The sequence below is a fragment of the Bradyrhizobium sp. CCBAU 11434 genome (assembly GCF_028128895.1).
In the GTDB taxonomy this organism is placed as follows: Bacteria; Pseudomonadota; Alphaproteobacteria; order Rhizobiales; family Xanthobacteraceae; genus Bradyrhizobium; species Bradyrhizobium zhengyangense.
In genome coordinates this window covers 1-15119 of sequence record NZ_LBJX01000090.1, presented here as the reverse complement: position 1 = coordinate 15119, position 15119 = coordinate 1, and the positions used below count along the sequence as shown (strand labels likewise).

General features: G+C 58.3%; 10 protein-coding genes and 1 pseudogene. 3 read left to right on the top strand and 8 right to left on the bottom strand.

Going from position 1 to position 15119, the window contains the following annotated elements:
- Positions 1-160: 160 nt before the first annotated feature.
- The 8 genes and pseudogenes from XI06_RS21750 to XI06_RS21715 all read right to left on the bottom strand — a co-directional run bounded on the left by XI06_RS21750 (position 161) and on the right by XI06_RS21715 (position 8575).
- The gene (locus tag XI06_RS21750; protein WP_271606428.1) at positions 161-451 is read right to left on the bottom strand and encodes a HypC/HybG/HupF family hydrogenase formation chaperone; all 291 of its coding nucleotides are present in this window, start codon (positions 449-451) and stop codon (positions 161-163) included.
- 16 nt (positions 452-467) lie between these two features.
- Positions 468-1049, bottom strand: a complete 582-nt coding sequence (locus tag XI06_RS21745; RefSeq protein WP_271606427.1) for a HyaD/HybD family hydrogenase maturation endopeptidase — start codon at positions 1047-1049, stop codon at positions 468-470.
- A 24-nt stretch (positions 1050-1073) separates the two neighbouring features.
- A pseudogene (cybH, locus tag XI06_RS21740) lies at positions 1074-1768 on the bottom strand (Ni/Fe-hydrogenase, b-type cytochrome subunit); the annotation flags it as partial.
- Between the two features lie 4 nt (positions 1769-1772).
- Positions 1773-3563: a nickel-dependent hydrogenase large subunit gene (locus XI06_RS21735; protein WP_271606426.1), complete on the bottom strand. Its 1791-nt coding sequence runs from the start codon at positions 3561-3563 to the stop codon at positions 1773-1775.
- 18 nt (positions 3564-3581) lie between these two features.
- Positions 3582-4676, bottom strand: a complete 1095-nt coding sequence (locus tag XI06_RS21730) for a hydrogenase small subunit (protein ID WP_271606425.1) — start codon at positions 4674-4676, stop codon at positions 3582-3584.
- Positions 4677-5574: 898 nt separating this feature from the next.
- Positions 5575-6768 carry a DUF418 domain-containing protein gene (locus tag XI06_RS21725; RefSeq protein ID WP_271606424.1) on the bottom strand — a complete coding sequence of 398 codons (1194 nt, stop codon included), beginning with the start codon at positions 6766-6768 and terminating at the stop codon, positions 5575-5577.
- A gap of 689 nt (positions 6769-7457) precedes the next feature.
- Positions 7458-7820, bottom strand: coding sequence for a hypothetical protein (locus XI06_RS21720; protein WP_271606423.1), 363 nt, complete (start codon positions 7818-7820; stop codon positions 7458-7460).
- A gap of 65 nt (positions 7821-7885) precedes the next feature.
- Positions 7886-8575, bottom strand: a complete 690-nt coding sequence (locus XI06_RS21715; RefSeq protein WP_271606513.1) for a molybdate ABC transporter permease subunit — start codon at positions 8573-8575, stop codon at positions 7886-7888.
- Between the two features lie 1165 nt (positions 8576-9740).
- On the opposite strand from XI06_RS21715, the gene dctA reads away from it, so the two are divergent.
- The 3 genes from dctA to XI06_RS21700 all read left to right on the top strand — a co-directional run.
- Positions 9741-11051, top strand: a complete 1311-nt coding sequence (gene dctA, locus XI06_RS21710; RefSeq protein WP_271606422.1) for a C4-dicarboxylate transporter DctA — start codon at positions 9741-9743, stop codon at positions 11049-11051.
- A gap of 1075 nt (positions 11052-12126) precedes the next feature.
- Entirely contained in the window at positions 12127-14802 is a 2676-nt protein-coding gene (locus XI06_RS21705; protein ID WP_271606421.1) for a PAS domain S-box protein, read from the top strand.
- The coding region (locus XI06_RS21700) for a response regulator (RefSeq protein WP_271606420.1) at positions 14799-15119 on the top strand (321 nt) is incomplete at its 3' end. The genes XI06_RS21705 and XI06_RS21700, both read left to right, overlap by 4 nt.

Sequence of the window (15119 nt, the reverse complement as noted above, 5' to 3'; positions counted from 1 at the left end):
TAATGTTCGGTTCTGCTAGCAGGGTATTAGCAAGGCGTATGCCAATCACCGTCTGGCCGCGACTCGCACTCGAGCCAGCGGATGGAAGCGCCTGACATTTCGCGGCAAAGGTACGTGCGACTGGGATACGATTTGTGAGCAAAACCGGCGAGCGGAACTTCTAGCGCAGGTGCTCCGGCAATTGCGGCTGATGACCGATCAAGTCCGCAAAGAAGCGATCGCAGTCCTGGCCGTTGAGGCTGGCCTCAAGCCCGTCAAGTGCATCCGAGATCAGCCTTGCTTCATTTTCGTCTAAAAGCCGCACCGCGCTGTCGATATGAACGAGCACCTTGGCGCCGACCGAGGCGTCGGAGAGCAGCACGACCGAGACGCGCCGCTGTTCATTGCGATACTCGCACAGCGCCGTGATGCCGTCGATCTCGACAATCGTCATTGGCAAGCCAAGGCACATGGTCAGTCGCGGGCCGCTAAATCGGCTGCGCCCCCATCTCATAGTTTGCATGGTCGATATTGTTCGCTAACAGCCGTTCTGATGCAGGCAGCGGCGCGGTCCGCGCCTTTGCCGGCGAGTCCCACTGCTCCAGGAGTTTGCAAGCCAGTTCAATCGCAGGCGCAATTTGAACGCGTACAGGGACGGTCAGCGGACCGCCCCAATGCTCTAGGTCCAGCGGCTGACAGCCGATGAGAGCGAGCTCTCGCGGGCGCCGGCCAAGCAGGTCGACCGCACTCAAGACCTCCTGAAAGCCGGTCTGATGCAGGCTCACCTTCCTGGTGGAGGTAAATTTTGGCACTTCGTCATCTCGCACTAGCTTCAACTGCCCGGGCAGAAATCCATAGTCGATGGCATCGAACACGATCAGGCAATCGGCCTGCTCCAGAAAACTGATGAGGTAGAGCCCTTGTGTGCCGCCATCGAGGACGGTTACGTTGTCATCGATCGCATAGCGGCGGTGAAACTCCTCGACCACTCGCACGCCGAATCCCTCATCGGCCCACAGGATATTGCCGATGCCGAGCACCAGGATCCTTTTCTTGTTTTCCGGATGCATCCGCTTCCCAGTCAATCGCGAAATCCGCGAACCCGATATCATAGAAGAGGTGCTCCGGCGCTACATGAGTCTTCGCGGATCGCCGCGTAGATGTGGACCAGCGCAAAAGTCACGATCACCCACAGGCCGAGATGATGCCCGGTATGGACGTCCTGGCTGTTCGGCCAAATTGAAAATACCCAGCCAAACAGATTGTACTGCCAGCTGTCAGTACCGGCACCTTGCCCATAAAGTGCAAAGCCCGTGACGACCATGAACGTCATCGTCTGCGTAAACATGAAGAACATTGCTGACTGAGCAAGACGGTTGTGCCCGAGCCGCCTCTCAGGCTCAACTGTAAGGAACGCGTACCAGCGAATCTCGTGGTACACCTCGCGCCAAAAGCGCCTGCGCCAGAGCGGCAACCAAAAGATCTGCATCGCATGCGCGTTTCCGATCAACGCCCAGTAGATACGCAAAAGAAAGCCGATACTCAGCACATATCCCGTCGAGAAATGAGCAAAGCGGATATAGCCGAATAGGAAATTGCCGCTTGCCTCTCCCGACATCGCGGGTGTACCGGTTCCAATGACATAGCCGGTTAAACTCAGCACAAGAATGGCCGCCGCATTAAGCCAATGCCACAGTCGCACCGGCGCGTAGGCAGTGCCAGCGCCGATGCTCCGTTCAGCGGGTTCCGCATCGACGCTGGCAAGGAGCTTCCGGGCTCTATCCAGCATGTCGCTAGCGAACATTGACCGAAGCCATTTCCTGGCCGTCGGGACTCATCACGTGGGTCGAGCAAGCTAAGCACGGATCAAAGGAATGGATCGTGCGCAAGATCTCCAGGGGCCGCTGCGGATCGGCCACCGGGGTGCCGATCAGGGAGGCTTCAAAAGCGCCAACATTGCCCTTGGGATCGCGAGGAGATCCGTTCCACGTCGTCGGCACAACACATTGATAATTGTCGATCTTGGCGCCCTTGATCTTGATCCAGTGCCCAAGTGCACCGCGCGGGGCCTCACTGAACCCGTAGCCCTTGGCCTCCTTGTGCCAGCTTTCCGGCTTCCACCTGCTGACATCGGCAGTTGCCGTATTGCCTGCCTTGATGTGGATTACCAGCTTATCCTGGAAATAACGCATCTGATGCGCCGCCCACTGGCATTCGAGCGCCCGCGCAGCAGTACGGCCAAGCGTCGAGAACAGCGCGGTCAGCGGAAGATTAAGCCCCTTGAGTAGTCTCTCGGCCGGCTCCTTGAACTCGGCTTTGCCTTGCGCATAACCGATAATGTATCGCGCCAACGGCCCGACCTCCACGGCGTGGCCGCGCCAGCGCGGCGCTTTGATCCAAGAATACTTGCCGCCTTCGTCGAGTTCCTTGATATCTGTCTTGCTGCCTCTGAGTTTTGGCCCAAGTTCAAAATGCGGCTCGGTGATACCGTCCCAGGGATGCAGTCCACAGCAATCGCTGGGGTATTTATACCATGAATGCGCGACGAATTCCTGGATCTGCTCGGGATCTCCATGGTCGATCGGCAGTATCTCATTCAGATTGCCACCAAGAATGACCCCGCGCGGCAGCTTGAAACTTTTGGCGGAATAGTCATTTGCGTTTTCGGGAATGTCGCCATAGGACATCACGCTCTTGCTCGAAAGTCCGCCGCCATGGAGCCAGTCCTTATAGAAGGAGCAGATCGCGGCAATGTCGGGCAGGTAGACCTGCTCGACAAACTCGATCGAACGGTCGATGATCGAGGAGACGATGTTCAGTCGCTCCATATTGATCGCACCCACCGCACCAGTTTCGCCGATGTTGATCGGGCAGGGCACGCCGCCGACCAGCCAGTTCGGATGCGGGTTCTTGCCACCATAGATAGCTTGGATCTTGACGATCTCCTTCTGGAAGTCCAGCGCTTCCAGATAATGCGCTACAGCCATCAGGTTCGCTTCCGGTGGCAGCTTGTAGGCCGGATGCCCCCAATAGCCATTCTTGAACGGACCGAGCTGCCCTGATCCGAAGAATTTGGTGAGCCGGATCTGCAAATCCCTAAAGTAGCCAGGGGACGACAGCGGCCAGGGCGAAATAGACTGCGCGAGCGCCGAGGTCGACTTGGGATCGGCCTTGAGCGCGGAGACCACGTCGACCCAATCCAGCGCGTGCAGGTGATAGAAATGTACGAGGTGATCATGCACGAGCAGGCACAGCTGCATGATGTTGCGGATCGAATTGGCATTCTCCGGAATCGCAATTCCTAGTGCATTTTCAACCGCGCGCACGGAGGTGAGCGCATGGGTGCCGGTGCAGACCCCGCAAATCCGCTCGGTGAACGCCCAGGCGTCGCGCGGATCGCGTCCGCGCAGGATGACTTCGATGCCACGCCACATCGTCCCGCTTGAGACCGCATTGCGGATCACATTGTCCGAATCGAGATTGGCTTCGACACGCAGGTGGCCTTCGATCCGCGTCAGCGGGTCAATGACGATTCGCCTGCCTGAACGATCGAGATTGAATCCATTCGGTGTCTGGACGGCCAACGTCGCCCCCTCCTCAACTTAGTTTGCTTTTGGGGCTGCGCGATCCGACTTGTGGGTCAACCGCTTCACGGCGGTGACCGCCGCATGGGCAGCGACCGTTAGCCCAACTACGCCGGCAGCGGCCATGCCGATCTGGTCGGCGTTCTCCTCGATGCCGAACTGCTTGATCGTTGTGAGACGGTCGTAAAAAGACCCTTTATCCCAGAAGCCGTCTTCGGAGCAGCCGAAGCAGCCGTGCCCAGACTGAATCGGAAATGAGACGCCGCCGTTCCACCGAATGGCCGAACAGGCATTGTAGGTGGTTGGCCCCTTGCAGCCCATCTTGTACAGGCAATAGCCCTTCCGCGCGTTCTTATCGTCCCACTCTTCGACGAATTGGCCAGCGTCGAAATGGGAACGGCGATAGCACTTGTCGTGAATGCGCTCGGAATAGAACATACTTGGACACCCTCGGCGATCGAGCTCCGGAAGCTTTCCGAACGTGGTGATGAAAGTCACGAGGCCACTCATGACCTCTGCGATAGGCGGGCACCCTGGCACCTTGATGATTGGCTTGTTGGTGATCACCTTATCGATCGGCGCCGCGCCAGTCGGATTGGGCTTGGCCGCTTGCACGCATCCCCACGACGCACACGTGCCCCAAGCAATGATCGCCATGGCCTCTTCCGCCATGGACCTGAGCTTTTCAACGAACGGCTTGCCGCCGTCAATGCAGAACATGCCACCCTCATTCAGCGGTGGATTGCCTTCGACGGCGAGCACATACCTGCCCTTGTACTTGGCACGAGTTTCCTCCAGGATGGCTTCGGCCTGGTGTCCTGCCGCCGCCATGATCGTATCGTCATAGTCGAGCGAAATCATCGAGAGCAGCGCGTCCTTGATCAAGGGATGGGCCGAGCGGATAAAGCTTTCAGAGCAGCAGGTACACTCGAGCCCGTGCAGCCAGATGACGGGCACACGTGGTTTGGTCTCCAAGGCGTTGGCAATACTGCTTGCGGCGAGCGGACTAAGTCCCATGCTCGCAGCAGTCAAACTGCAGAATTTGTGGAAGCTACGACGCGTCATACCTTGACGTCTGATCACGCTGTAGAACGTTTCCGTTGGACCACCCATAGAGCCTTCCATGTGAGTTGTCGTCGGCCGTAACGAATACTGACGTTCAGCAAGAAACAAGCCACGGAGGCGAAACAACGTGACAGATACCAAGCCACCGCTTCGGCATTTGCGGACTGTCGAAAGCAGCCAGCAAGCCACAGGCTGCGCCAATGATCTTCACGCACACGGTGTCCGGTTTTGGACGTTCATGTGAGCACTTCTACAGAGCAGCAATATAGTTCATCACTGCATGGCGACTACGTCATGCTCGCTTTTGCACGACCGCGACACTCACGCGTCATGCCGATTCTTGAATAGAATTGGCGTAGCTGACAGGCACCGGACCGCCCTCCAGTCTTCGTCAGACTTGCCGATCGCCTTACCAATGGGGCATTAAAGCCCGCTCATAGTCGCAACTGCGCAAGCAGCCCGGCAAAGCAGCTGTCGAGCGATGAAGAAAAGCCGCAATATGACCCGCGATGCGCGCACTGGCGTCGCTTTTTAGGGGTGATCGATCCTATCTGCCTTTGATCCCAAGCGGCTCGCCGTACGCTGCAGGGGAGAGAGCCTGAACATTTAGAGCTATCACAGGAGCGTTCATCGAGCGAGCCGATCGATAGCAATGCGCGATGGTCTTTGCGCGTCGCGACACCAAACACGCCTGCAAGAGCTTCTTCGTAATAGGGAGGCGATCTCGTTGTTGCAGCACTGGCGCGAGCGGCTGACGCAGACAGCAGGTGACGGCGCCGACTTTCAGTCGACGTCGATGGGTAGTAAACAGTGTCTGCCTAGGCCGTGTACTCTTGAGCGACTGGGCGCCTGATGTCCGTTCCCCCCAACCGGCGGAAAAGCGGACATCTCCCAAGGTCGCCAAAGGGCCAAAACCAGCAGTACTCGCTTGGTTCGGGACCCCGCATCAAACCGCTTTGGTTGCGCGCATGATGGCTAAATTGACCGTTGCTCGCATCGGCTGCGGTACCCCATACATGCACGAGCGCCAGAGCCACTCGACAGGACCGAACCGATAGCGGCGCAGCCACCAAGCGCTGAACACCGCCTGCGCGACATACACGAAAATACCGATCGCCAGTGTCGCGGCCACGCCGAGGCGACCAAATTGGCCTAGACCATAGCCGTAGAAGATCCAGCCGCAGATCACAGATTGCGCGAGATAGTTGGTGAACGCCATGCGGCCAAGCGGCGCGGCCCAGCCTAGTATTCTCCGCCCGCCCGGGAGGTTCACAGCGGCGATGACTGCGGCGGCATAACCCAGCGCCAACACGACCACCCCCAGCTCTTCCACCGGAAAGCGCGCGCGACCGAGCGACGGCCAATCGAAGAGCTCTTGTCGTGCTGCCGCGAGACTCAATCCGCCGCCGAGAAGAATGCCAAAGGTTGCGACGACGAGCAGCAGGCGCCGGTTCGCCGAGGCCCGACGCAAAACTCCGCTGCGCCACGCGAGGGCGCCGACGAGGAACAGCGCGACAGTGCGCGGAAAGCCCATGACGTGCAGCGGAAAAATCGCCGGCACCTCGCGGATCCGGAACGCGAGCACATCGAGAAATCCGCCCGTGCCGTACACACGCGTCGCCTCCGTGGCAAGAGCGGCCATCTCGGCTGCACCTGGCAGCGGCACGATCGGCGGTAACAGCGGCATGGTCACGTAGAGCCCCAGGAGCAGCAGGGCTGCACCTGCCATGAGCCACGGCGCGCCCCCGAGGAAGGGCAGGACCACGAAGCCCGCCAACGCGTATTCGACGAGAATGTCCCCGTTCCAGATGAAATAGAGATGCACCAGGCCAATAACCAGCAACACAAGCAGCCTGCGCACGAGCAAGATCATGCGCCGCGCATTGCCGGCAAGCCGTTCGAATTGGATCGCAAGGCCGACGCCGAACAACAGCGAGAACAGCGAAAACGCCTTCAACTCGACCACAACCGTCAGCACAGCCGCCACGGCCCCGTCGAGCGGCCCCGCCGGCTCCGCGTTCGGTAAGAACAGCGCAAAGATGGAGATCCGAAATATGGTCACGATGTTCATGGCGAGCACGCCGAACAGGGCCACGCCCCGCAGCACGTCAATCGCGTCGAGCCGCTCCGACGGGCTCATAGGCTTTCTTGGCCCGTCACTCGCCGGCGCGGGTTGCGAGCCTATGCTTCCGCCGGTCATTGCAGGACTCCCCCCATTTGCGATGGAGAGAATTAGAATGCCGCCTCGTGCCGCGTCAAACTACCAGAATTGGGCAAAGTCTCACATTGCGCTCGACGTGAGTTCGGGGTTTCGTCGGTTCCAGCCGATGTGGTCCGGATGGGACCGCCAAGGTCAACGTCAAGGCTACCCTCCGCAGTCAGCATGCCGTTGGTCGGAGCATCTCTCGGAAGAGCACATCGCCCCACTCGAGGCCAGATGTTTCGTAGGCCAACTTGGTAACGCCTCCGAAGTCGTGCGCAAGAAGTATCTCGATCATGCCGAACCCCTCCTGGTCGGCTCGGTGACGATTGGGCCGCCGCTTTCCCGCCAAGAGAAGCAGAACTCCTTCCCGTCGAAAGCCCAAGATAGGATATAGCCGTCATCCCAGGAAAGGACCCCATGCTTCACCGCGTTCGTCGCGAGCTCGTGGATCGTCATCAGAAGGGACAGAGCCTGCTTGGACTCCAGCTCCACTGCTGGACCAGACAACCTTAATCGCTCGGTGTTCGAATGGTACGGTGCGAGGAGGCCCTCCACTACCATTCGGATGGAAGCTCGCGGGGCAGTTGAGTTGATTAGCAGATCTTACGTTTGCCGCGTCATCCCGATTACGACCGCGAAGTTTTTTTGATGCGATGAACAAGCTCACCCATCAACAATTTCTGTCTCCGCTCGAGCTCCTGGATCACCACATCCCGTGAAGCCGCATCGACTTTTCTTTTGCAAGATCGAGTTGCCTGTGCGCCTTCGTCATGAATCAGCTTGTCGTCGCTGACGACTGCAACCACCGCACCCGGCACGCGTTTACTCGCGATTTCGTGAGCGGAGAACTCGTCGAGCTTGGCGAGGCGCTCCGGAGAAACGCCGACATCATGGGCGGTCGCTCCGGGCAGAGGCGCGGAGTGCACTGAATTGAAGCCGAGTCCAACAGCCCCGCGGCCATAACAAGCTTGTTCATTGTAGCCTCGCAAGGATTGATGGAACCGGCTTGCAATACTGCCGCTCGGTCGCGATCGGATATGTCCAGCCGGCTAACCTAAGACGGTTCGGTGCCTCTCCTGGCACAGTGTCTGTCGATGAGGGCTAAGGTGAAAATTGCCGCAAAGGCGAACACCACCATACCGCCGGCAACTACACTCGCCTCGCGCCAGCGCGATGCTTGGACGTACTCTACGACGTAGGCTGACAAAACCTTGGTGCGCCCAGGAATGTTGCCGCCGATCATCATCACGACGCCGAATGTGCCGATCGTATGAGAAAAGCCAACCACAGCGGCTTTAACAAACTCCAATCGCGCCAGCGGCCCCCTGACGGTAATAAAGGCGTACAGCGACGAAACGTGCCCCGTAGCTTCCAACTGGCGATCTCCTATGCCAACAAAGGCGTTACGGATCGGCTGCACCACCAACGGCAGCGCCGAGAGGACCGATCCGATCACGATTCCCGCGAAAGTAAAAGCGAGCGTACGCTCGCCCCACAAAGAGGCGAGAACGCCACCCGGTCCGTCTGGGCCGAGCAACACGAGTAAGCAAAAGCCCAGAGCCGTCGGCGGCAGCACCAGCGGCAGGGCGATCATCGTCGTCACCGCCTCACTCAAAAGAGTCTTTGAGCGCGCTAGCCACCAAGCGAGGGGCACGCTAATCACGAGGAGAATCACGGTCGTTACGCTGGCTAGCTCAATCGTGAGCGCAACAGATTGCGCAATCTCTGCCGAAAAGACATCCATGTGCGTCAGCCCAAAGGTGAAAGCAGGTCGTTTTACGGGTTCAGTGATCGCCTGCACGTGCGGCTCGCCCAGCTATGTGGCGCCGATCGCCTTTTAGTCGCGTCGCACTTCATGGCGGCCGCCACATTCACGCGCGTCGTTTCCACGAGCAAGAGCAGCGTCGCAAGTCTCATCGGCAACTCCTGTGACAGGGCCGCTTCCATCCATCTGACGGCGGCACCTTCTCGTTTAAAATCAGCAATTCCTGTGCCGCTTGCGAACGGCGGCGCGCTATGCGCAAAATGGGAGACATTCGCATAGACGTCGACGTCGCTGTGGCGCGGAACTAACGCTATGTCAGATTTCTGGCACCTCTGTTGCCGAGCAGACAGGCACGGTCGCGCAACCGAACGGCAGAATTTCATGCGGCCAGAGATGCCTAGGTAGTTTCTCGGTAGCTCAAACACCGTACTCGTTGGGCCGGCAATGAAACGGATCGTAGGAGGCCTGCCCTTTGGCAGCAACGCGAACGATCTAGCTGAGTAATCATCGTGACGCAGCTTCTGCGACGCGGCAAAAGGCGCGGGCCGAGAGCGAAGGCCGAATCTCGACCAACCTGCCTAATGCGCATCGTTAGCACAGGCTGGAGACAAATGCCCCGGGCACGACGAGCTTTGCCGTTAGCGACAAGGCAGTGCATCGATTCAAGATATTGCCACGCAATCGAGCTCCTAAAAGGCTTCCATCTCGTGGATGAGTACGATCCAAATTATCAATTTTACCGATGTCATCTACTGTTGCATCCATCAGCAGTTGGCGCATATCGATCACGCTCGGGCTTCCATCTCGAGACGGGACTCCGCTAATGCGCTCAGCCGATCAAGTTGCGCGTCTCGCTGCGACTTTTTGTTTCGACCTTGCGAACTGGGGCCGAGCACCGAAACCGATACCGCCCGGAATCAGACGGTTTGTCCGAGACTGCTTAATCGGGCGCACTTTGGGCAACTGGTGCATATCTTGCTTAACGAGAAGGGATAACGCAACTAAACGCCTGCCTTTGGAACGACGCGCCGGCTCTCGGAACCGTCTTCAATCGGACACGGCTAAAATGATGAGGCTCGTATGACGCTGTCGTCCCTCAATGACGCGGCGGTTCGCATTCGAGTATATTCGGGAAGGAAGCGTCATGACCACCATGGCAACTGCGGCGCCCGCACGCGCGTCGCAAGCTTGGTATAAGATTCTCTACGTGCAGGTGCTGATCGCGATCTTGATTGGCGCCATGGTCGGTTGCCTATGGCCGTCTGTCGCGACCAACGACTGGGTCAAGGCGCTCGGTGACGGGTTTATCAAGCTCATCAAGATGGTGATCGCGCCGATTATTTTCTGCACCGTCACATCTGGTATTGCGCATATTCAGGATGCGAAGAAAGTCGGGCGCGTCGGCGTCAAGGCGCTGGTCTATTTCGAGATCGTCTCCAGTTTTGCCTTGGTGTTGGGCCTGCTTATGGGCAATCTGGTCCAAATCGGTCATGGCCTTGCGGTCAAGCCGGATGCTGCGGCGGTCGCCAATTACGTCAAGCAGGCGGAAGCCTCGAAGACCGTCGATTTCTTTCTCAACATCATTCCGGATACCGTAGTCGGCGCCTTCGCCCGCGGCGATGTTCTGCAGGTTCTCCTGTTCGCGATTCTATTCGGCTTTGCACTGATGGCGTTAGGAACCCGTGGGGAGCGACTGCGAGGCATGATTGACGACGTCGCGCACGCGGTGTTCGGCGTGATCGCTATCATCATGAAAGCGGCTCCGATCGGCGCCTTCGCGGCCATGGCCTTCACTATAGGCAAGTTCGGGCCGGCAGCACTCGGCAATTTGATCGGTCTGATCGCGCTGTTTTACGCGACGGCGGCGTTATTTGTCGTGGTGGTGCTCGGTTTGATCGCGCGCCTCGTCGGCTTTTCAATCTTCAAGTTCATTCTCTATATCAAGGACGAAATTTTAATCGTGCTCGGCACATCGTCCTCTGAAAGCGCGCTGCCGCAATTAATGGAGAAGCTCGAACGGCTGGGCTGCTCCAAGTCCGTGGTCGGCCTGGTGGTGCCAACTGGCTACTCCTTCAACCTCGACGGCACCAATATCTATATGACACTTGCGACATTGTTCATTGCCCAGGCACTCGGGGTCGATCTCACCTTTGGCCAGCAGCTCACGATCCTGCTCGTGGCAATGCTAACGTCCAAGGGAGCAAGCGGCGTCACCGGCGCGGGCTTCATCACGCTCGCTGCGACGTTGTCGGTGGTCAGCCCAGCGCTGGTGCCGGGCATGGCAATCGTATTTTCGATCGACAAGTTCATGAGCGAGGTGCGCGCCCTTACTAACATCACCGGCAATGGCATCGCCGCCGTGTTCGTATCCTGGTGGGAGGACGAGCTCGAGCACACGACGCTGCAAGCTCGGCTCAACCAGCCCAACGTTTCCACCACTATCGACACACGATGAGATAGGTCCCGGATCCTGACCGCCGCCATTCAAAGACGCGTTGAATGCAAGCCCATCGACATTTCTCGTAGTTTGAATCGAGACAGCCGACTTGACGAGCCGGAACTTTCACGCGCGATCGCCAGTGCGCAGCCCTTGCCCACCTCGCCCCGGGCCAGCCGCCCTGAAAAGATGCCCGTCGAGCAAAAGAGTCGTGGCTTTTTACCAGTCATTTTCAAGCGCGTCTTTCACCGTCAAGCTTCCGGCCATCTGAACGGTTCTGCGACATCTGCCGCGCCAGATATCAGGACTGCGACAGAACGGGTCGGCCTGACAAACTAGTTGTTGCTCCCCGCACAATCGCATGTGTGCGGTCACTGCGCTTGCCTCGTCCGACCAACGACGTGGTAGCGATCCTGTGACGCAACTCATCATCCCTTGTTGAGGTCCGCGTTGTCGCATTAGATCAGATGGTGTGTGATCAGCACGTATTAGATGGCACCTTGACAGAGCTGTCGCGGGTCGCAGACGGCTAATGTCGGTTCGGCGTCGCTGCACGCGCGCTCGATTCCGGCCAGCGCCCCGGAGGCAAGTCCTCCGCACCGAGGCGTGAAGGCCCCAGGACATACAAAGCAGTCGCGTAACTTCGCCTTCGTATCTCGGCACATGACCATTGCGCTTTCTCCCCCATGACCGATCGTACCGGCGATGAGTGGTTCGGCAGCTTATCTTTGTTCTTTCCGGTTCGGCGAGGCGCCCCTGATTGTTCCGGCTCAACGTCTTGACTGAACTGCAGCCGCTGTCCTCCTGCGGCTGGTTATCCTCGGCTGCAGCCTCGAGCGCCTGCCCGGAGTTATCGGCAACGGAGGAAAGCAGGCACCTGAGCATCGATTGCAGGCTTTCACCGCGCCATATTGAAAGGTTTAGGACAACTATACGTACGTCTGTGATGCAATTTTTCTCTGCGCGTGCTCAGTTCACCACAAGCAATCGAGCGGAACCGCTCACCAGCGGGTCCTGGTGTTGAGTATTGCCCTATTTTTGCCTAAAATGGTATAGCTCCCCCGCCGGAGAAAAGAGGCCGGACGGTATCAGAATGCGTAGCTCGATCAGCAGCTTAGAACGTTCAGCCCCTCAGTTTACGTTCGGCAGCATAGCGCTGGCCGTGGTAACACTAGCTTGCTTGTACCTTCACGCCCATTTCGCCGCGACGGCGTTCGCGTATTTGTTAGTGGTATTGCTGTTTTCGTTGATGGGCAGCTTCATTGCGTCGTCCGCGCTTTGCATCATAGCCATCGCTGCTCTCGCTTACTACTTTGCGCCGCCGGCGTTCAGCCTGCGTATCGATGACCCCCAAGATCTGCCGGTGGTTGTTGCATTCTTTATTGCCTCGATTCTGGGAGCGCACCTGATCGGAAAGCTCCGCCAGGAAAGAGAGGCTGCGCGTGTCGTTGCGGCCAAGCTTCAGCGGAGTGCGGCCGATTTGGAGGATCGCGAAAAGCGGTGGCGCGCCATCTTCGAGCACAATCCCGCCATGTACTTCATGGTCGATGAAGCCGGCACTATCCTCAACGTCAATTCACTCGGCGCGACACAACTCGGCTATGCTCGTGCTGAACTGATCGCTCGATCAGTGCTGGACGTATTTCTCGAGGAGGATCGCGCTTTCGTTCGCGAATGCGTTCGGACGTGCCTTGAGGATGTCGGACAAACGCGCACGTGGGACGTCCGGAAAGTCAGGAAGGACGGCTCGGTGTTGTGGGTACGTGAAAACGCCAAAGCCATGCTCTGGGGCGATGAGCAGCCCATTGTCCTCATCGCCTGCGAAGATATCACGGAGCGAAGGCGGACCGAACTCGCCCTGCAGCGGAGCGAAGCACATTTAGCCCAGGCGCAGGAGTTGAGTCACACAGGCAGCTTCAGCTGGAACCCCACTACGGGCGAGGCCTTCTGGTCAAAGGAAACATTTCGCATTTTCCAATTGGATCCTGACACAGTGCCGCCGGGGCCGCAGCTCGTCGTTGAGCGCACTCATCCAGATGATAGGGCTTCGGTTAAAGAAATTATCGATCGCGCGATGCGAGACCCGAGCGATTTCGAGCACGAATACCGGCTTCTGCTGCCGGACGGCTCGGTAAAGCACATCCATGCCCAGGCACGGGCGACGAGAACAGCCTCTGGTGACATCGAGTTTGTTGGAGCAGCTACGGATATCACGGCGGCGAGGCGAGCAGAACAGCAGCTGCGCCGCAGCGAGGCCTATCTGGCCGAGGCCCAGCATCTCAGTCACACGGGGAGCTGGTCCTGGGACGTCTACCGTCTAGATTTCATATATCGGTCCGCCGAGGTCGATCGTCTGTTCGGCTTTCGCCCACAAGAGCCGGTGTCGATCGAGACCATTCGATCGCGCATCCATCCGGACGACTTGCCGCGGCTACAGGAGGTGCAGCGCCAGGCGATTGAACACAAGGAGCGGCGGTTCGAATATGATTTTCGTATCCTTCTACCGGATGGCGGGATAAGACGCATACACTCCGTTGCGCACGTGGTGGTCGGCAGCGATGGCAACGTCAGCGAGCTGATCGGAACACATATGGATGTGACCGAGCAACACGCAGCTAGGGAACGCCTGGAAAACACGCTTGCCGCGCTGCGCGAAAGCGAACAGCGCTTTCGCGACTACGCCGAAACGGCTTCCGACTGGCTCTGGGAGACCGGGCCGGATCATCAGGTCACTCGCTTATCCGAGCACACCAGCGCTGCGGGAATTTTGGCGACAGGATTGATCGGCCTGCTTCGCTGGGACATTGCGTTCGACGTCGAAGAGGAACCCGAGAAGTGGCGGCAGCATCGGGCGACATTGGAGGCCCATCTTCCGTTTCGGGATCTCGTCTACCGCACCGTGAATCGGACAGGTTCTCCGATCTACGTCCGCACGAGTGGCAAGCCTTTTTTCGATGGAAAGGGCAATTTTCTCGGCTACCGTGGCGTCAGCACTGACATCACCGCTACCATTCGCGCCGATCAAGCCGAACAAGAACTACGAAGGGCACAGTCGGAGCTTGCGCATGTGACGCGTGTAACGACATTAGGAGAGCTGACAACCTCCATCGCCCACGAAATAAACCAGCCACTCGCCGCTATTATCAGCAACGCCGATGCGTGCCTCGGTTGGATGGGCCGGGAAGCGCCTAATCTTTCCGCCGCCCGCTCTTCGGTGGAGTGGATCATCGAAGACGCAATCCGGGCAAGCGAGGTGATCCGTCGTATTCGCGCGCTCGCGAAGAAGGGCGAGATTGAGATGGTGCCGCTCGATATCAACGAGGTCGTTAAGGACGTCATTGCGCTGGTAACACGAGAGCTGGTGAGCCACCGAGTGACGTTACGAACCGAGTTGACGGCAGGGCTACCTAGGATCCTCGGCGATCGGATTCAGCTACAACAGGTGATCATCAATCTCGTGATGAACGGAATCGAAGCCATGGAGGCAGTTACCGACCGGACACGCGAACTGCTGATTCAATCATCAAAGGACGATGTGGGGCACATCCATCTTGCCGTGACGGATTGCGGCGTGGGCATCGCCGAGAACGACGCGGACCGCGTCTTGGATCCTTTCTTCACCACCAAATCGACTGGCCTTGGAATGGGTCTTTCAATCTGCCGGTCGATCGTTGAAGCTCATGGAGGACGACTGTCGATGGTCCACAAAAATGGACCGGGTGCCACGTTCCAGTTTGCCTTACCGCTGCATAAGGAGGCCGTCTCGTGACTGCACGATTTGGCGCGCCAGATGAAGGCAGCAATGCCGAGGCCTCGACAAAGGCGACCGTCTTCGTCGTCGAGGATGACATCTCAATGCGTCGCTCGCTTACGAACCTTTTTCAATCGGTAGGGTTAGACGTCATTGCATTCGGATCGGCCCGCGAAATGCTGCAGAGCACAATTCCGGACGTTATTAGCTGTCTGGTTCTTGATGTCCGGCTGCCAGGCTTGAGCGGTCTTGACTTCCAGACCGAGCTCGCGAGGTTGAACATACATATTCCGATCATTTTCATTACCGGCCATGGCGACATTCCAATGACTGTC